This window comes from Microbulbifer pacificus (assembly GCF_033723955.1).
Classification (GTDB): Bacteria; Pseudomonadota; Gammaproteobacteria; order Pseudomonadales; family Cellvibrionaceae; genus Microbulbifer; species Microbulbifer pacificus.
The window spans coordinates 43,672-62,417 of sequence record NZ_CP137555.1 but is presented as its reverse complement, the minus strand read 5'-3'; the positions used below and the strand labels follow the sequence as shown (position 1 = coordinate 62,417).

The following is an 18,746-nucleotide window of genomic DNA, read 5'->3' as shown; positions in this document are numbered from 1 at the left end:
CACCTCAACCTGCGTCCGGTACTGGCCTGCCGAGGCGTAACAGCAACTCCATCGCCAGCAACTGCAACAGCGCGATGCCCAGTAGCAGGCCCCACTGCGCCCCACTCACCGGCGCCACACCCAGCACCTCCTGCATCAACGGCGAATACAGGCACAGGATATGCAACGCCTGAGCCGCCAGCGTGCCCAGCAATAAAATCGGGTTGGAGAAAAACGGTTGGTGAAATATGGAACGGCTTTCGGAACGGCTGTTCAGTACCTGGACATTTTCGAACAGCACCATCAGCAACAGTACGATATTACGCGCGGCATCCAGCTCCCAGCCCTGTGCCAGTAAAATGTAAAAACAGGTAAAGGCTATTCCCCCCATTACCAGGCCGGAGACCAGGACGCGGCGCACCATCACCAGATTAAACAGCGACTCTGCGGGTGGACGCGGCGGTTTGCGCATTTCATCGCCCTCGCCCGGTTCCAGCGCCAGCCCGATACTCTGCACACTGTTGGTTACCAGGTTCAGCCACAGCAACTGCACCGGCGTGAGTGGCAGCGGCAGGCCAAAACTCGTGGTCAGCACGAACAGCACCACTTCCGCAGCGCCAGTGGAGATCAGGAAGAAAATCACCTTGCGGATATTCTGGTAGGCGATCCGCCCTTCCTCGACACCGGCCACCACCGATGCGAAGTTGTCGTCGGTGAGCAGCAGGTCTGCGGATTCCTTGGCCACCTCGGTACCCTGCTCGCCCATCGCAACACCTACGTGGGCGCTGCTGAGCGCCGGGGCATCATTCACCCCGTCGCCGGTAACTGCCACAAACTGTCCCTGGCGTTGCAGCGACTGCACGATGGTCAATTTCTGTTCCGGCGATACCCGCGCATAAACACGGGTATGTGCGGTCAGCGCATCGAGCGACTGCGGGCCTTTCGCTTCCGCCTGTGCCAGGTCTGCACCGGTTACTGGACTGTCACCGTCGTCCGCCAGTCCGAGTTCCCGGGCAATACTCAGCGCTGTGCGCGGGTGATCGCCGGTCAGCATGCACACATGAATACCAGCTTCCCGGCACTCGGCCACCGCGCCAGCCGCTTCCGGGCGCAGCGGGTCAAACATGCCCACAAGGCCCAGCAGGTTGAGGCCGTGGAGGTTTTCAGCCGTAAATTCACCGTGACCCGGCCAGTCGCCTTCGGCAAACGCCAGTACCCTGGCACCGCGCTCCGCGAGGCGATCCAACACCGCATGGGCAAGCGCAGGATCCAGCGGCATCTTGCCGTTTGCGCTCGCCATGGTGTCGCACATCGGCAGCAGCTTTTCCAACGCGCCCTTCACGCACACCAGTCTGGGGGCACCCTCGCCCGCGCTGTTTCCGTGCAGGGTGGCGGCAAATCCCAATACGGGCTCGTAATGCACCTGATTCAGCAGTGGCCAGGCATCCAGCAGCTTGCGCGGGTGTAACCCGACCTTGTGCGCCATCACCAGCAGCGCCTGATCCACGGCATCGCCACTGCTGTGCCAGTCGCCATTTCCCAGCGGATGTAATTCCGCCTCGTTGCACAGCGCGGCCGAGCGCGCCAGGCGTGCGACCAGTTCGTTGTCCTGTTCCGGCAAATCACTCTCGGTGGGGAGGCTACCGCCATCGACGGTTACGCCGCTGCCATCCAGAAAGCGTATTTCCCGCGCGGTCAGGCGATTTTCCGTCAGTGTGCCGGTCTTGTCGGTGGCAATCACGGTGCAGGAACCCAGGCTCTCCACCGCCACCAGTTTGCGCACGATCACATGGCGCTTGACCATGCGACGGGTGCCGACAGACAGCACCAGTGTCAGCGCCATTGGCAGCCCTTCGGGTATGGCGGATACCGCAAGGGCAACCGCCGTCATAAAGATCACCAGGGGTTCGGTGTGGCGGGCCAGTTCGATCGTGGCCAGAACCGCGACCGCCAACAGTAACGCCACGGTGAGCTTCTTGCTGAAGCGCTCGATACGCTGGAACAGCGGCGGTTTTACCGCCTGTGCCGCTTCCATGGTCTGGCTCAGCTTGCCCATTTCCGTCGCCATGCCGGTGGCGACAACCAGCGCACTGGCACGTCCCGCGGCCACCAGAGTGCCGGCGAAACACGTATTCACCCGTTCCGCCACCGGCGTTTGCACATCGCACTGCTTGTCGCTGTGTTTGTAGACCGGCAATGATTCACCGGTGAGTACCGATTCGTCGACTTCAAGCCCAACCGCATCCCGCAACCGCAGGTCCGCGGGAACCCGGTCGCCGGAACTCAATAGCACCAGGTCACCGGGCACCAGTTCTTCCGCGGGAATCTCACTGGTTTCACCATCTCTTATCACCCGCGCGCGGCTCACCATCAACTTGCGCAGCGCCTGGGCACTGCGATGGGCGTGGTCTTCCTGCAAGGCGCCGATCAGCGCGTTGATCAACAGAATTAGACCGATGAAAGAGGCGTCGGCAAGTTTGCCGGCGATCAGTGAAACCAGCATCGCCGCCAACAGGACATAGATCAGCGGGCTGATGAACTGGCGCAGGAACAAGCGCGAAAACCCGGGCAGCCGTGGCAGTGGCAGTGCGTTGGTGCCATAACTGCTTAGGCGCTGGGCAGCCTCTGCAGCCGACAGTCCACTGGCGCCGCTTACCAACTGCGCAGCGACATCCTGAGCATTCAGGCAGTGCCACGGCTTATTGGTGTTGGTGTCTGTTATGTCGACGTCGGCTTGCATGAATCTTCGGGAAGAATGGCCAATTGTTGTTTCTGCAACCTTAGCCTATCGCCCCGGCTGTCTCGTAATCCCTGTAGTGAAAATGCCCTCACATTGTTTATGGCTCTAGTTACTCTGAATAAAAGCCGCGACGACTGGGAACTGGTGCCCAATCTCCTGGACTACGATGACGCCCGGGAAAATTTTTCCTGGGAGCACGAACTGGCGCTGCTGGACGGGTTACCCGCGGGCGGCCTGAACATCGCCCATGAAGCGGTCGACCGTCACGCCGCCGGCGAGCGCCGCAACCACACCGCCCTGCGCTGGCTGGACAGGCAAGGCGATGCCACCGATTTCAGCTATGGCGAACTGAGCAGGCTTAGCAACCGGTTTGCCAATGTCCTGCGGCAACTGGGCGTGCAGAAAGGAGAAAGAGTATTTGTATTGAGCGAGCGCGAGCCGGCACTCTATATCACGGCGCTCGGCACACTGAAGAACGGCAGTGTTTTCTGCCCACTGTTTTCGGCATTCGGCCCGGAACCACTGCGTGCGCGCCTGTCGATCGGCGAGGCCAAAGTACTGGTCACCAGTGAGCGGCTTTACCAGCGCAAGGTTGCGGCACTGCGCGAGTCCCTGCCGCACCTGCAACAGGTCCTGCTGGTTCGGGATGCCCCTGAAAGTGCCCTTCCCCCCGCAACGCTGGATTTCGGCCAGCTACTGGATCACGCCGCAGATGAATTTGTCATCGAGAATACCGATCCGGAAGATCCAGCGCTTTTGCACTTTACCAGTGGCACCACCGGCAAGCCCAAAGGTGCGTTGCATGTGCACGAAGCCGTACTCGCCCACCACGCCAGCGCGCGCCTCGCGCTGGACCTGCATCCGCAGGATATCTTCTGGTGTACCGCCGATCCCGGCTGGGTGACGGGAACGAGCTACGGCATTATCGCGCCGCTGGTCATCGGCGCCACCATGATCGTGGATCGGGAAGAGTTCGACCCCGAGCGCTGGTACGGCATCCTGCGCGATCACAGGGTCAGTGTCTGGTACACCGCCCCCACCGCCGTGCGCATGATGATGAAAGTCGGTGCGGAGCTGGTACGGCAATTTGAATTACCCGCCCTGCGCTTTATGGCCAGCGTCGGCGAGCCGCTCAATCCCGAGGCGGTACTGTGGGGCAAGGAAGCCTTCGGCCTGCCCTTCCACGACAACTGGTGGCAGACCGAAACCGGCGGCATCATGATCGCCAACTTTCTCAGCCAGCCCATCAGGCCCGGCTCCATGGGGCGGCCGCTGCCCGGTATCGAGGCGGCGGTGGTGCGCCACTGTGAAGATGGCTCGGTGGAACCGATCGTCGAGCCGGACCAAGAGGGCGAACTGGCGCTGAAACGCGGCTGGCCCTCGATGTTCCGCACTTATCTCTATGAAGAAGAGCGCTACCAGAAATGCTTCCACGGCGAATGGTATCTGACCGGCGACCTGGCCCGGCGCGACCGGGATGGCTATTTCTGGTTCGTCGGCCGCGCCGATGACGTGATCAAATCCTCCGGACATTTGATTGGGCCATTCGAGGTGGAAAGCGCATTGATGGAGCACCCCGCGGTGGCGGAAGCCGCAGTGATCGGCGTGCCGGACCCGATGGCGGGAGAAGTCGTCAAAGGTTTCGTTTCCCTGAAACCCGGATTTGAAGCCGGTGCAGCCCTGCAACAGGAAATTATGGCGCTGGCGCGCAAGCGCCTCGGCCCGGCCGTGGCGCCCCGGCAAATACAGATCGAGGAGACGCTGCCGCGTACCCGCTCCGGCAAGATCATGCGAAGGCTGTTGAAAGCACGCGAACTCGGCCTGCCCGAAGGCGATACCTCCACCCTGGAGGGCAATGAGTGAACGACAAACCCTCGCAGATCAGCCGCGAACAGGGACTTCAATGGCTGCAGGACATGCTGCGCATTCGCCGCATGGAGGAAAAGTGCGCAGAGCTTTACGGCGAGGAGAAGATCCGCGGCTTCCTGCACCTGTATATCGGTGAGGAAGCGGTGGCCGCCGGCGTGATTCCGGAACTGGCTGCGGAAGACGCGGTGGTGGCCACCTACCGCGAACACGGCCACGCACTGGTGCGCGGCATTTCCATGAACGCCATCCTCGCGGAAATGTTTGGAAAACAGGAGGGCTGCTCACGCGGTCGCGGCGGGTCCATGCATCTGTTTGATGCGAAAACCCATTTCTACGGCGGCAACGCCATCGTCTCGGGCGGCCTGCCCCTCGCCATTGGCCTGGCCCTCGCCGACAAGATGCAAAACCGGCCAGGGGTGACGGCGTGCTTTTTCGGCGAGGGCGCGGTGGCCGAAGGCGAATTCCACGAATCCCTCAACCTGGCCGCGCTCTGGCAGCTGCCGGTGCTGTTCGTGTGTGAAAACAACCTCTACGCCATGGGTACAGCATTGGCGCGCTCGGAATCGGTCACCGACATTCACCGCAAGGCCGAGAGCTATGGCATTGATTCCACTGCGGTGGACGGCATGGATGTGATGTCGGTGAATACCGCGGCGCGTAACGCGCTGGAAAAAATCCGCACGCAACAGGTGCCGGTGTTTCTGGAAATGCGCACCTACCGCTTCCGCGCCCATTCCATGTTTGATCCGGAGCTGTACCGGGAGAAAGCCGAAGTCGAACAGTGGAAACAACTCTGCCCCATCGCCACTCTGAGCGCACGGCTCAAGGCCCAGCAGGTGATCGAGGACGGGGATGTGGCTGCGTTAGAACAGGCCACCGGTGAGGAAATCCAGGCGGCCGTCGCCTTCGCGGAAGCCGGGCAATGGGAACCTGTGGAAGACCTGCTGAAGTATGTCTACACCGACAGCGCGCAAAACACTGGCCAGTCCGGGAGCACTTGAAACAGGGAGGATCTTTCCCATGCATATCACCTACCGCGCATGAACATCACCTACCGCGAAGCGATGCGCGCCGCACTGCGCGAATCCCTGAAGCAGGACGAGCGAGTATTCCTGATGGGCGAAGACGTCGGCCGTTACGGCGGTTGTTACGCCGTCAGCAAGGGACTGCTGGACGAGTTCGGTGAAGAGCGTATCCGCGACACCCCGCTGTCCGAGTCGGCATTTGTTGGTGCAGGTATCGGCGCCGCCCTCGGCGGCATGCGCCCCATCGTCGAAGTGATGACGGTAAATTTCAGCCTGCTGTGCCTGGACCAGATCGTGAATACCGCTGCCACCCTGCGGCATATGTCCGGTGGCCAGTTCAGTGTGCCGGTGGTACTGCGTATGACCACCGGCGCCGGCCGCCAGTTGGCCGCGCAGCATTCCCACAGTCTCGAATGCTGGTACGCCCATGTTCCCGGGTTGCGGGTCATTGCACCGGCCACCCTGGAAGACATGCGCGGTATGTTGCGTATCGCACTGGATGATCCGGACCCGGTAATCATCTTCGAGCACAACGCCCTGTACAACCGCGAAGGCGAACTGGCAGAAGACGTAACCGTTTCTGAAATCCGCCGCGCTGCCGTGCGCCGCGCAGGCAGCGATATCAGCCTGATCGCTTACGGCGGCAACCTGATCAAGGCCCTGGAAGCCGCCGACGAACTGGCCAAGTCAGGGATCGCAGCAGAAGTGATCGACCTGCGTTCACTGCGCCCGCTGGACGATGCAACCATCCTGGCCTCGGTGCGCAAGACCCGTCGCGCCGTGCTCATTGATGAGGGCTGGTGCAGCGGCAGTCTGGCGGCGGAAATCGGTATGCGCATCAGCGAGCAGGCGTTCTACGATCTCGACGCGCCACTGGCGCGGGTGTGCACCGCGGAAGTTCCCATCCCCTACCCCGGTCACCTGGAGCAGGCGGCACTGCCCCAGGTGGCCACCATAGTAAACAAGGCGCGTGAGTTGCTGGGGCAAAATGTCTGAGTTCCGTCTGCCCTCTCTCGGCGCCGATATGGATGACGCCACCCTGCGTGAATGGTTCGTAAAACCCGGCGATGTGGTGCAGAAAGGCGATATCGTCGCCGCGGTGGAGACCAACAAAGGCATTATCGATATCGAAATTTTCGAAAGTGGCACCATCGAGCAGTTACTCGTTGGGCTGGATGAAAAAGTGCCAGTCGGCACGGCGCTGGCACTCTACCGCGGTGAGCACGAGAGCGCGGTCGAAGAGTTCGCGCGGGAATGCGTACAACGCCCGCTTAAAAAAGAAACCACGGAATCGCCAGCATTAGCCGCGGAAACCAAGCACGCGCCGATGGAAGCACCAGCACGCAAGCGTATTTCCCCCGCCGCGCGCCAGCGCGCCCGCGAACTGGGTGTGGATCTGGATAGCCTGCACGGCAGCGGTCCCGGCGGTGCGGTGACGCTGGAAGACGTTCTCGCCAGCGCCGGACCCGCCGCGCCCGTTTCCAGCACGACGACAAAAAACGATGCTTCCGCAACCGGTATGCGCCAGGCGATCGCCGCCGCGATGGTGCGCTCCAAGCGCGAGATCCCCCATTTCTATCTTGCAACCACCATTGATATGACCCGCGCACTGGATTGGCTACAGGCACAAAATGCCGAGCGCCCACTGCCCGAGCGCATGGTCTACGCCATACTGCTGCTGAAAGCGGTGGCGCGGGCAGTGAAAAAGACTCCGGAAATGAACGGTTTTTTTGTCGACGGCCAGGCGCAGTTCAGCGCGCAGGTACATATTGGCGTCGCCATATCCCTGCGCACCGGTGGACTTGTGGTGCCCGCCCTGCACGACGCGGATGAAAAAGCACTGGATCGGCTGATGCCGGAATTTTTCGATCTGGTGGAGCGCGCCCGCAGTGGTCACCTGCGCGGTTCGGAACTGCAGGACGGCACCATCACCGTCACCAGCCTCGGGGAACAGGGCGTGGAAACCGTGTTTCCGATCATTTTCCCTCCACAGCTGGCGATCGTGGGCTTCGGTTCCGTAATTGAGCGCGTGTTGCCCGTTGACGGAAAACCGGCGGTGCGCCGTGTCATCAATGCCAGCCTCGCTGCCGATCACCGTGTCAGCGACGGACACCGCGGCGGTCTTTTTCTCGCGGAAATCGATCGCCTGTTACAGGAGCCGGAATCCCTATGAGCCCCGACGAAATCAGATCCGTGGTTCTGGAGAAACTCGTACAGGTGGCGCCGGACATCGATGCTGCGCAACTGGACGCGGAAATGCCAATTCGCGATCAGTACGATTTCGACTCGATGGATTTCATGCACTTCGCCATCGCCATCGGACGTGAATTCCAGATCGATATACCCGAACAGGACTACACAAAGTTGCAGAGTCTCGATAGCACCGTCGACTATCTGGTGAGAAATTCCAGTGCCAGCGGCAAGTAAGCCAGCAGAGCGCGATGCAACATACCTTACACGCCACCTGCACAAATCCCTCGCGGTCATTATCGCCCTGTTGCTCGCTGCGGGCGGCGCAGCGCGACTGCTGAACGCATCGCCACCCCTGCCGTGGATCGTTGCCGTTTTGCTCATGCTTGTGGTCGCCAGCGTGGAAAGCGTGCAAGCCCTTGCCCGGCGCAAGGCAGGCGTCGATGTGCTGGCGCTGCTGACTATGGCGGGCGCCCTGCTTTTGGAACAGTACCTCGCCGGGGCGGTGATCGCGTTTATGTTTGCCAGTGGCCGCGCGCTGGAGGAATACTCCAGCGGGCGCGCGCAACAGGCGCTGTCAGCGCTGCTTGCGCGCAGCCCGCGCGTCGCGCATCGCCGTGTGCGCTCGGGCATTGAGGAGATCGCAGCGGAACAGGTGCGGATCGGCGATCAGCTGATCGTTAAATCTGGCGAGGCGGTGCCGGTGGACGGATTATTGCTGTCTGCAACCGCGGAGCTGGACGAATCCGCGGTAACCGGCGAATCGCTGTCGCGCCGACGCATGCGCGGGGACCAGCTGATGAGCGGCGTGATCAACGCCGGTGGGCCGCTGGATTTACAGGCACTGAAAACCGCGCAGGAAAGTACCTACGCCGGCATTGTGCGCATGGTGACCGAAGCCCAGGCGGCCAAGGCGCCTTTTACCCGCCTCGCCGATCGCTATGCGCTGTGGTTCATACCGGCGGCGCTGCTCGTTGCCGGACTGGCCTGGGCTATTTCCGGCGATGTGTTGCGTGCACTGGCGGTACTGGTGGTCGCCACCCCTTGCCCGCTGATTCTCGCGGCACCGGTGGCGATTATCGCCAGCATTTCCCTCGCCGCCCGACGCGGCATCCTGATCAAGAACGGCGCTGCGCTGGAACAGCTCGCCAATGCCAAAAACCTGGTGTTCGACAAGACCGGCACCCTGACCACCGGACGCCAGCAGCTGGTGGGCATCGAGACACCCCCGGGGTTCCATCCCGACGAGGTGCTGCGGCTGGCGGCGTCACTGGATCAGGTTTCCCAACACAACACCGCCCAATCCCTGGTCGCCGAGGCGCGGCGCCGCGATCTGGTGCTGTCCATCCCTGAACAGGCTCAGGAAACCCCCGGCGAGGGTTTGCGTGGGCAGGTCGGGGGCAAAAGCGTCGCCGTCGGCAGTCTCACTCTGGTACTGAATGGTGCTGCCATAGACCACTGGTCTGAGACCCGCTTGCGCTACATGGCGTTGCGCGGCCTGTCTGGCGCCTTCGTCGCAATTGACGGCCAGATGGCGGGCGTGCTGTTGCTGGCGGACCAGATCCGCCTGGATACCCCGCGCGCACTGCGGGAATTGCATCGCGCCGGCGTCGAGCGCACCGTCATGCTGAGTGGTGATCGTCAGGATGTGGCGGAGACGGTGGCGCTGGCGCTGGGTTTTGACGCAGTGCTCGCGGAGCGCTCACCGGCGGACAAGGTGGCGGCGGTCAAAGCAGAATGTGAGAGCGGCACCACCGCCATGGTGGGCGATGGCATCAATGATGCGCCGGCACTGGCGGCGGCCGACGTGGGTATTGCCATGGGCGCTCGCGGTGCCGGCGCCTCCGCCGAGGCCGCGGATGTAGTGTTGCTGGTGGATCGACTCGACCGATTGCCGGAGGGATTGCATATCTCAAGGCGCGGTCGCCAGATCGCGTTGCAGAGTGTAATGGCGGGCATGGGATTGTCCGCACTTGCGATGCTGATCGCCGCGCTCGGGTACCTGCCTCCGGTGATCGGCGCACTGGTGCAGGAAGGTATCGACGTGGCAGTAATTTTCAACGCACTGCGAGCACTGCGCCCACCGGCGCAACATCGCTCGGCAGCGGTCATGCCCGTTGAACTTGCCGACCGTTTGCGACTACAGCACAGCGAACTGCAGCCGGTGCTGGACCGCCTGGAACAGGCCTGCAATACACTCAACGGCGGATTGCACCTGTCAGCTACCAATGAAATCAACGCGGTATCCAGGGTGATACGTGACGAGCTTCTGCCCCACGAGCGCGAAGACGAAGAACAGCTCTACCCGACACTGGCGGCAATGGTGCGGGGATTCGATCCGATGGGCGCCATGAGCCATACCCACCGGGAGATTTTTCGTCTCGCGCGCCGCTTCGAGCAACTCGCCGATGACCTCGCCGGGGTGCAGCCGGACGAACTTCAACTGCAGGAACTGAGGCGGCTGCTGTTCAGCCTTATCGCCATCGTGCGTTTGCATTTTGCCCAGGAAGAAGAACTCTACTTTACGCTGAGTGATTCCCAGTCCTGACTCGCGTTGGTCTTTACTCAAGGGTACATGTGTCGAAACCGGTACCAATTACATGCCATGACCCAGCGTAAAAAGGCTATTGGCCCTTCCCTTTCCCCGCCCTCGGCGCTTTGCGTATTCTTACGGGCGATTGTGCCTGTGGTGCTGATGTTGCTGCTCGTGTCAGTAACCTCCGATGCGGTAGCGGACAAGCCGTCTCAGTCCCCGCAGGTGCTCATTGTCTACGTGCGCGATGGCTGTCCCCACTGTGCCGATGCCAAGCAATATCTGCCCAAACTGGCCCGGGAAATACCCAACCTGCGTATCGTGTACCGGGCCATCGACAAAGATCCCGGGGCGATAGATGAACTGGAGCGCTACTCCCGCCAGGCCGGAGAGTGGCCGCCCGGTGTGCCGACCTTTGTCGCGAACGGCCGTGTGCATGTGGGCTTTATCAGTGCGGAAGAAACCGGGCCGATATTGCACCGGCTTATTGATGGCGGGAGCGCACCGCCGGGAAAGGCTGAAGAGGCCGGGTTCGGCAGGTTGAATGCCGCCGAGCTCGGCCTCCCACTCTTCACCCTTGCCCTGGGATTGATCGATGGTTTCAATCCATGCGCCATGTGGGTACTGCTGTTTCTGTTGTCGATTCTGGTGCGGCTGCAGGACCGGCGTCGCATGGCGCTGATCGCCGGCACCTTCGTGCTGGTGAGCGGCGCCATCTACTACGCGTTCATGGCAGCGTGGCTCAACCTGTTTCTGGTGGTGGGCTTTGCAAATTGGCTGCGCTGGCTGTTGGCCGCCATTGCCATCGCCATCGGTCTGGTGAATCTGCGGGACTTCTTCAATCACCGTCGCGACTACACGCTGTCGATTCCGGAGTCCGCCAAACCCGGCATCTACGCCCGTATGCACAAGCTCATGCACGACAACAGCCTGCTTACCTCTCTTGTGGGCGTGGCGGTACTTGCGGTGCTGGTGAATTTTATTGAATTGCTGTGTACCGCCGGCCTGCCGGCGATCTACACCGCCGTGCTGTCACAGCACGAATTAAGCCAGCCCGCGTATTACGGTTATCTCGGCCTCTACATTCTCGCCTATATTGCCGACGACGCGCTGATGGTCGCCCTTGCGGTAATCGCACTCGGCAGCCGCAAACTGTCGCAAGGCAGCGGACGCTGGCTCAAGTTCATCAGCGGTCTGGTGATGCTGCTGCTTGGTGTGGCCATGCTGCTGTTTCCAGGATTGCTTGTATAGCGATGGGGCCCGGAATTGCCATTGTGGCCGGATCAATCAGTTACCGTTGAAGTTCGATACCGCCTCACTGTCCGCATTGAGCAGAATTACCTCGATTTCTTCGATGATCTCCTCCTGGCGCAGTTGGTTTTCGCGGGTTTTCAGGCTGTTGAGGCGTTTGTCCAGATGGCGCACCGCACCCTCGAGGTGCTGCATGCGGCGGTGATTTTCTGCCATCAACGACACGTAGAGTATTTCGTGGAGCGCCGCGAACAGGTACTGGTCGACAAGATCCTGCATAAGCTGCGCGGGTGTGACGTTCAGTTGTGGGGGATAGGCAAATTGCGCTGGCTGGTCCCGCAGTTCTGCAAATGGCGGCAAGAGCGGTCGCGCTAGCACTTCCTCATCCGGGCCGCCGTGATAAATCACGATCAGCGGGGCATCCCCTTTTAGCAGTCCCGACAGCCCATTCGCCAGCCGGATCAGGGTGTCTTCCACCTCATCCAGAACCGTGGCGCCTTCAAAGGCCGCCTTCAGTTGCGGGTGGGTTTCCAGGTGGCCGCTCAGTTTGCGACCACAGGTTACAAACCCTGCGGTACTTCCCCCGGTTTCAGTAAGGCACTGTTGCAGGGTTTCCATCAGTGGATCATTGAAGTCGCCACAGAATCCGCGCTCAGATCCGAGCACCAGAAACAGCGGGCTTTCCGCTTGCGCCACAGGCAGCAGCTCGCGGTGAAAACCCAGCAGATCCTGCGCCGCGCGGTAAAGCCCGGCTACCACCTTCTGCTGGATCTCCATTACCTTGCGCAGGCGGCGCACTTCGATAAACGCCAGCGACTGCATGGCGCCGATAATCTGGCGCGCCTCCGCCAGCTGGTTCTGGTGATGCAGGAGTTCATGGCGACGGCTCACCGCGTTTCTCCTTGTGCACTGGCCTCTCGTTCACCGGCCCAGTCCCGTGCCAGTGCTGCCCACTTGTCGCGCCCGTCGTCCAGGGTCAGGCCGCTGGCCGCCACCTGCATTTCCAGTTGCGACAACTTATCCGACAGTGCGCGGGGTTCCCACTCATCCAGCAGACCGTCATTGAACGCAACCATCCATGCCAGTTGAAACTCGATGGGCAGCGGCGACAGGCGATCCTGTTTGAAGATTTCCCGCAGTACCCGTCCGCGACGGATCACCTTTTCCATCGCTGCCTCCAGCTTGGCGCCGAAACGGGTGAACATTTCCAGCTCGAGAAACTGCAGGTAATCCAGCTTCATGCGCCCCGCTTCCTTTTTCACCGCCGGATGCTGGGCGCGACCACCAATACGCGATACCGATTTGCCGATATCAATGGCGGGCCGGAAGCCGCCACTGAACAGGTCCCGGTCCAGGTATACCTGGCCATCGGTAATGGAAATAAGGTTGGTGGGGATGTAGGCCGCGATTTCGCCGAGTTTGGTTTCCACGATCGGTAGCGCGGTCATGCTACCGCCACCATTGGCAGCGTTCAGGCAGGTGGCGCGTTCCAGCAGGCGCGCGTGTACGGAAAAGATATCGCCGGGATAGGCCTCGCGCCCCGGAGGCCGCCGCAACAGCAACGAGAGTTCGCGGTAGGTCTTGGCGTGGGTGGATAGGTCGTCGTAGACCACCAGGGTATGCCAGCCCTGGCGCATCCAGTATTCGGCAACGGTACAGCCGGCAAATGGCGCCAGGTGCAGTAACCCCGGCAGTGCACTGGCCTCCGCCACAATCACGGTGGTGTATTCCAGTGCGCCGGCGTTGCGGAGCAATTCGATGGTGCCGATGACCGTGGAGCGCTTCTGGCCGATCAACACATACACACAGCGGATGTTTTTGCCTTTCTGATTGGTGACGGCATCCAGCGCCAACGCACTGCGCCCCAGCCCCTCGTCCCCGATCAGCAGCTGCCGCTGGCCACAGCCAATCGGAATCATGGTGTCCAGCACCTTGCTGCCGGTGTACAGCGGTTGCTGCACAAAATCCCGCTCGGCGATGGCCGGTGCACGCGCTTCCAACGGTCGCCAACCGGCACAGTCCGGCATCGCACCGCCGTCCAGCGGCCCGCCCAGCGGATCCAGCACACGCCCCAACAGCTCATCGCCCACAGCGATACCAAGAACCTGGCTGCCGCGGGTTGCACGGGTGCCAGCGGTAAGCGCATCCGTTGCCTGCAACAGCACCCCGCCGACCAGGTTCACGTTCAGGTCGAATACCTGAGCGCGGCTGCCATCACTGAATTCCAGCACGTCGTCGATGGCCACGGTCGGCAATCCCGCAACCCAGACGATGCCATCGCCAACGGACACCACCCAGCCCTGCTCGGCTATCCGAACTTGTAGTCGGTATTTGTCGAGCCAATTACTCCGCTGCTGAAGTAGGCTTCCGTTCATAGGTCACCCTGCAACGGATTCCGGGGCAAGATGCGCGAAGCCCTGCAGTTCATCACGCACGTTGAGCCCCATGGTCCACGCGCCCAAGGATACCTGCACGCCAGCAATCAGGTCGGGATCTTCCACAAAGCGGCAGGCCACCTCGCGCGCCAGGCAAGCCGCCAGCCCGTGTTCGATTTTGTCGCGGGTGCCGGCGTCCAACTCATGCGCACTCGCCACCCGTAGCGGTGCTGCTTTCGCCGAATCGCGGATTTGCTCACACAACTGCAGCCGCTGCGCTTCCGGCATTTCCGCGAGGCTCTTGAGAAAGAGATTAATCAGGCGAGTTTCTGTTTCGGGTCCGGCGCCCTGCTCAAGTAATTTCGCGGCAAATCGGCTGCCCTGTTCCAACGCCTGCAATTCCAGCTGACGGCGCTGTTCTCCCTGTCGCCGCGCATCAACTGCAGAGGACTTTGACCGCTGCTGCTCCAGCTCGTCCGCCAGCAACTTTTCCCGCCGCACTCTTTCGCTGCGCAGCTCGGTCTCCAGCGCTTCACGGGACTTTTCGCGCTCGCTGCGCCATTCGGCCAGGCGGCCTTCATAGTCTTTCTGCAACTGGCCGGCCTGCGCTTCTTTCTCCCGGGCTTCTGCCAGGCGCCCGTCGATATCCTGCTGGCGGCGTGCAATCACCGACTGGATCGGGCGATAGAGAAAGTGCTTGAGAATCCATACCAGCACGAGGAAGTTGAAAATTTCCAGCAGGAAGGTCGACCAGCTCAGCTCCACGATTGCGCCCCGGTCACGACTTGGTTTTGAGCAGGTATTCCAGCAACGGATTGCGGAACAGGACGATAAGTGCGATCACCAGAACATAGATCGCCAGCGACTCGATCATGGCGAGACCGATAAACAGCGTGCGCAGGATCGATTTCTCCGCCTCCGGTTGCCGCGAAATGGCCTCAAGCGCGCTGCTGATGGCACGACCCATGGCAATCGCGGGACCCAGCACGCCAATGCCCATGCCGATCATCGCGGCGACAGTGGAAAGGGTCGTAAACCAGGACAGATCATTCATTGCGGGCTTCCTGCCTCATTTGTTGGGTTTGCAGCCCACTGGCGATATAGATCAGCGCCAGCATGCCGAAAATATAGGCCTGCACCAGCCCCTCGATCACATGCAGCATCAGTATAGGAACCGGGGCGAGAAACCCGGCGACCAGCAGGATCAACAACGCCGCCATTTCCAGGCTCATGATGTTGCCAAACAGGCGCACCGCCAGCGCCAGCGTACGGGTGATTTCACTGAGGATATGAAACGGCAGCAACAACGGCGTCGGCACCAGGTAATGACGCAGGTAGGCCTTCAGGCCCTGGTCGCGGATCCCGAACCAGTGCACCGACAGGAACACCAGAATCGCCAGCGCCGCCGTTGCCGACAAATCCCGGGTCGGCGAATGCACCCCGGGAATCAGGCCACACAGGTTGGCCACCACCAGGAAGATCCACAATGTGGCAATGAACGGCAGCAACAGCGAAACGTGATTTGGCGCTACCGCGCGGATCGCTTCTTCGATAGTGGAGACGATGCCTTCGGCCACGGTTTGTGCGCGCCCGGGGTGCAGTAGCAGGCGCCGCGTGACCAGCCAAGCCACCAGCACGAGCAAAGCCATGATCACCCAGGTCGTCGCCACCGTGGTGGTCACCTGTAGTGGCCCGAGATGCAGAACCACCGGAAATGACATGGTGTCACCGTGCATGCGCTATCTCCGAATCACCTATTCCCGTATCAACAGATAGACATTGACGGCACCCACCACCACACCGAGAAAAATCAGGCTCAGGGTCCAGCGAGTGGAGTAGCCTTCCACGAAACCATCCAGCCAGCGACCGAGATACGCGCCGCCGACGACCGGCAGTACAAACACCAGCCCCAGGGTACCGATATAGATGGTCTGCGCCAGCAACGTTTCCCGTTCGCGCTCGGCCTTTTTCATGCGCTTGGCCTGGCGCTCCACGCGCTCGCTCAACTGGTGATTGCGCTGTTGCCGGTCACGCTGCTTTTGATCACGCTGCTTTTGATCACGATTAGTCGCCATCTTGATGCCTGTTCTCCCCTATTCCCGGCTCAGCTCCCACAACCTCCGCAGCATCGATTCCTCCATGCGCGCCAGGCTTTCCTTGGTCTCCACGAGACGCTGCTCCTCGGCGAGCAATTGCTGTTGCAGCAGCGCGGAGATCCGCGCGTAGTCGGCATCGATCAGAAAGCGGCGCGTGAAAATCTGCAGGTGGTTGTCCAGAAAATAGAGCAGCCCTCCCGGTAGTGCCAGGTACTGCCACTGTTCGTTGCCGCGGCGAAAGCGCGCGAGCCCGAACAGCAGCGGCGCAATGGTGCGGGTATGTCCGGCGAGAATGCCGAAGCTGCCAGAGGCATCCTCGCCCACAAAGCTGGTCACGCCATCAACGCGCCGTTGTTCCGTGGCCGATAGCAATTCGAGGGAAAAGCTGTTCATTTCCCGGCCTTCATACTGCCGCGCATGTAGCAGTCCTCTTCCTGCAACGCGTCGTAATCCCCACGCAGGAAAGCCTCGCAGTCATCCAGGGTGTCTTCAAGCGACACGGATACCCCGGCGATGCCAGTGTGTGAGGCGGTGACCATAAACGGCTGGGTGAGGTAGCGCTGCAATTTGCGCGCGCGCATCACCACAAGACGGTCGGCGGCGGACAGTTCACCGATACCGAGCATCGCGATGATGTCTTCCAGTTCGTGATAGCGCGCCAGGTACTCGCGCACCCCCTCCGCCACCGTGTAGTGCCGGTCACCCAGGGTGTGGCGATCCATCAGGCGGCTGGCGGATTGCAGCGGCTCCACCGCCGGGTAAATGCCCTTGCCCGCCTGCGCCCGGGATAGAACCACCGAGCTATCAAGATGGCCCAGGATCGCGTCCACCGCCGGGTCGGTCATGTCGTCCGCGGGCACATACACCGCCTGTACCGAAGTCACCGCACCCTGCGGGGTGGAAAGAATGCGCTCCTGCATTTCCGCCACCTCACTGATCAGGGTCGGCTGGTAACCGACGGTGGCGGGCATACGGCCGAGCAGGCTGGAGATTTCACTACCCGCCTGCACGAATCGGAAAATATTGTCCATCACGAACAGTACTTCCTTGTGCAGCGAGTCCCGCAGGTACTCCGCGTAGGACAGCGCCGAAAGCCCCACGCGAAAGCGTACCCCCGGAGACTCGTCCATCTGCCCGAAGCACATCAGCGTCTGTTCCATCACCCCGGCCTCGCGCATCTCGTGCCACAGTTCATGGCCCTCGCGAATGCGCTCACCGACACCGGCAAACACCGACACGCCGCTGTGCAGTGAGGCCACCGCGTGCATGAATTCCATCACCAGTACCGTTTTGCCCACACCGGCACCACCAAACAGGCCGGTTTTGCCACCGCGTACAAAGGGACACAGCAGGTCGATGACCTTGATGCCAGTCTGCAAAATATCCCCGGTGCCCACCGCGTCCCACAGTGCCGCCGGTGGCGTATGGATATTGCGAAACTCGCGCGCTTCAAGCGGCGCACCGCCATCCAGCGGCTCGCCGAAAATATTCAGCAGGCGCCCGAGGCAGTCCGGCGTCACCGGCACATGCAGCGGTGCACCGGTATCAAACACCGGCAGGCCGCGACGCAGGCCCGCGGTGCGGTGCAGCGTAATCGCGCGGGCGTGGTGCTGGTCCAGGTGCTGGTGCACTTCAAACAGGTAGCTTTCGTGATCGATGGATGCGCGCAGGGCCTGGCGCAGTGGCGGAAGTTTGTCGCAGCGAATGACCACCACCGGCCCGTGCACCTCGGCAATGGTGCCAATGGGCGCGCACACGACGGCGTCATCCTGCGTGTTCAGCATGGCTTTTATTTCATGTCATACGTTTCCTTCTAGAATAGAAGCAGTCAGTGACTCCGTAGCCGGTTATCCGTAAGTGGCGAGCCTTATGCCGCCAGTAACAAATCCGGGCCGCAACACGCCGATAAATCCATGCAGTGAAATGGACAACCAAAGGAACTGGTGTCCGTCATGAATAGCAATAAGCAATCATCCAGCCATCAGGCAGCGATTCGCGCTGAAGGCCTCACCAAAACCTATGGCAGCGGCGAGTCCACGGTGTATGCGCTGCGCGGTGTGGATCTCAGCGTACCGCGGGGTGAAATGGTGGTGCTGCTGGGCCCATCCGGCAGCGGTAAATCCACCCTGCTCAATATTCTCGGCGGCCTGGATTCTCCCACCGAAGGCCGCGTGTTTTTTGGCAGCGATGAACTCACTGCGTTCGACGATCGCCACCTGACCCAGTTCCGCCGCGAGTACGTCGGTTTCGTGTTCCAGTTTTACAACCTGATTCCCAGCCTGACCGCGCGGGAAAATGTCGCACTGGTAACGGAAATTGCACGCGACCCGATGACGCCGGAACACGCGCTGGAACTGGTGGGGCTCGGCAAGCGCATGGATCACTTCCCCGCGCAATTATCCGGCGGTGAACAGCAGCGGGTCGCCATCGCACGCGCCATCGCCAAGCAACCGCGGGTGCTGCTGTGTGACGAACCCACAGGCGCACTGGACAGCAAGACCGGCATCGTGGTGCTGGAAGCCATCGCGCGGGTCAATCGCGAACTCGGCACCACCACCATGGTGATCACCCACAACGCGGCCATCGCAAAAATGGCCGACCGCATTTTGAGCATGGCGGACGGACGTATTCAGAGCATCGAACACAATGCTCACCCCTGTGCCCCCGCGGAACTGAGCTGGTAGCCGG

The 18,746-nt window shown here is 61.4% G+C and carries 17 protein-coding genes; 8 read left to right on the top strand and 9 right to left on the bottom strand.

Annotated features, from left to right (window positions below; translation table 11 throughout):
* Positions 1 to 4: 4 nt before the first annotated feature.
* Complete coding sequence (locus R5R33_RS00255; protein WP_318954080.1) at positions 5 to 2,719, bottom strand: cation-translocating P-type ATPase; 2,715 nt, start codon at positions 2,717 to 2,719, stop codon at positions 5 to 7.
* 99 nt (positions 2,720 to 2,818) lie between these two features.
* Here R5R33_RS00255 and acsA point away from each other — a divergent pair, with 99 nt between their 5' ends.
* From acsA to R5R33_RS00220, 7 genes are all read left to right on the top strand, one after another.
* Entirely contained in the window at positions 2,819 to 4,582 is a 1,764-nt protein-coding gene (acsA, locus tag R5R33_RS00250) for an acetate--CoA ligase (RefSeq protein ID WP_318954079.1), read from the top strand.
* Complete coding sequence (pdhA, locus tag R5R33_RS00245; RefSeq protein WP_318954078.1) at positions 4,579 to 5,589, top strand: pyruvate dehydrogenase (acetyl-transferring) E1 component subunit alpha; 1,011 nt, start codon at positions 4,579 to 4,581, stop codon at positions 5,587 to 5,589. The genes acsA and pdhA overlap by 4 nt, the downstream gene beginning before the upstream one ends.
* A gap of 39 nt (positions 5,590 to 5,628) precedes the next feature.
* A complete protein-coding gene (locus tag R5R33_RS00240) occupies positions 5,629 to 6,609 on the top strand; it encodes an alpha-ketoacid dehydrogenase subunit beta (protein WP_318954077.1) in 981 nt (326 codons plus the stop codon).
* Positions 6,602 to 7,786 carry a dihydrolipoamide acetyltransferase family protein gene (locus R5R33_RS00235; protein WP_318954076.1) on the top strand — a complete coding sequence of 395 codons (1,185 nt, stop codon included), beginning with the start codon at positions 6,602 to 6,604 and terminating at the stop codon, positions 7,784 to 7,786. The genes R5R33_RS00240 and R5R33_RS00235 overlap by 8 nt, the downstream gene beginning before the upstream one ends.
* Positions 7,783 to 8,040 (top strand): acyl carrier protein, encoded by a 258-nt coding sequence (locus R5R33_RS00230; RefSeq protein ID WP_318954075.1) that lies wholly within the window; start codon positions 7,783 to 7,785, stop codon positions 8,038 to 8,040. The genes R5R33_RS00235 and R5R33_RS00230 overlap by 4 nt, the downstream gene beginning before the upstream one ends.
* Positions 8,024 to 10,351 carry a heavy metal translocating P-type ATPase gene (locus R5R33_RS00225; protein ID WP_318954074.1) on the top strand — a complete coding sequence of 776 codons (2,328 nt, stop codon included), beginning with the start codon at positions 8,024 to 8,026 and terminating at the stop codon, positions 10,349 to 10,351. Before R5R33_RS00230 ends, R5R33_RS00225 begins: the two co-directional genes overlap by 17 nt.
* A 159-nt stretch (positions 10,352 to 10,510) precedes the next feature.
* A complete protein-coding gene (locus R5R33_RS00220; RefSeq protein ID WP_318954073.1) occupies positions 10,511 to 11,587 on the top strand; it encodes a glutaredoxin family protein in 1,077 nt (358 codons plus the stop codon).
* A gap of 36 nt (positions 11,588 to 11,623) precedes the next feature.
* Here R5R33_RS00220 and R5R33_RS00215 read toward each other — a convergent pair whose 3' ends face one another.
* From R5R33_RS00215 to atpD, 8 genes are read right to left on the bottom strand one after another with little or no spacing between them, the layout of a single operon-like run.
* Positions 11,624 to 12,478, bottom strand: a complete 855-nt coding sequence (locus tag R5R33_RS00215) for a F0F1 ATP synthase subunit gamma (protein WP_318954072.1) — start codon at positions 12,476 to 12,478, stop codon at positions 11,624 to 11,626.
* Positions 12,475 to 13,962, bottom strand: coding sequence for a F0F1 ATP synthase subunit alpha (locus R5R33_RS00210; RefSeq protein ID WP_318954071.1), 1,488 nt, complete (start codon positions 13,960 to 13,962; stop codon positions 12,475 to 12,477). Before R5R33_RS00210 ends, R5R33_RS00215 begins: the two co-directional genes overlap by 4 nt.
* Positions 13,963 to 13,965: 3 nt before the next feature.
* Positions 13,966 to 14,727: a F0F1 ATP synthase subunit delta gene (locus R5R33_RS00205; protein WP_318954070.1), complete on the bottom strand. Its 762-nt coding sequence runs from the start codon at positions 14,725 to 14,727 to the stop codon at positions 13,966 to 13,968.
* A gap of 13 nt (positions 14,728 to 14,740) precedes the next feature.
* Entirely contained in the window at positions 14,741 to 15,016 is a 276-nt protein-coding gene (gene atpE, locus R5R33_RS00200) for an ATP synthase F0 subunit C (RefSeq protein ID WP_318954069.1), read from the bottom strand.
* Positions 15,009 to 15,698, bottom strand: coding sequence for a F0F1 ATP synthase subunit A (locus tag R5R33_RS00195; RefSeq protein WP_318954068.1), 690 nt, complete (start codon positions 15,696 to 15,698; stop codon positions 15,009 to 15,011). Before R5R33_RS00195 ends, atpE begins: the two co-directional genes overlap by 8 nt.
* An 18-nt stretch (positions 15,699 to 15,716) precedes the next feature.
* Positions 15,717 to 16,037 (bottom strand): AtpZ/AtpI family protein, encoded by a 321-nt coding sequence (locus R5R33_RS00190; protein WP_318954067.1) that lies wholly within the window; start codon positions 16,035 to 16,037, stop codon positions 15,717 to 15,719.
* 18 nt (positions 16,038 to 16,055) lie between these two features.
* Positions 16,056 to 16,451: a F0F1 ATP synthase subunit epsilon gene (locus tag R5R33_RS00185; protein WP_318954066.1), complete on the bottom strand. Its 396-nt coding sequence runs from the start codon at positions 16,449 to 16,451 to the stop codon at positions 16,056 to 16,058.
* Entirely contained in the window at positions 16,448 to 17,842 is a 1,395-nt protein-coding gene (atpD, locus tag R5R33_RS00180) for a F0F1 ATP synthase subunit beta (protein WP_318954065.1), read from the bottom strand. Before atpD ends, R5R33_RS00185 begins: the two co-directional genes overlap by 4 nt.
* Before the next feature lie 168 nt (positions 17,843 to 18,010).
* Between atpD and R5R33_RS00175 the strand changes: the two genes are divergently transcribed.
* Positions 18,011 to 18,742, top strand: coding sequence for an ABC transporter ATP-binding protein (locus tag R5R33_RS00175; protein ID WP_318954064.1), 732 nt, complete (start codon positions 18,011 to 18,013; stop codon positions 18,740 to 18,742).
* Positions 18,743 to 18,746 lie beyond the last annotated feature (4 nt).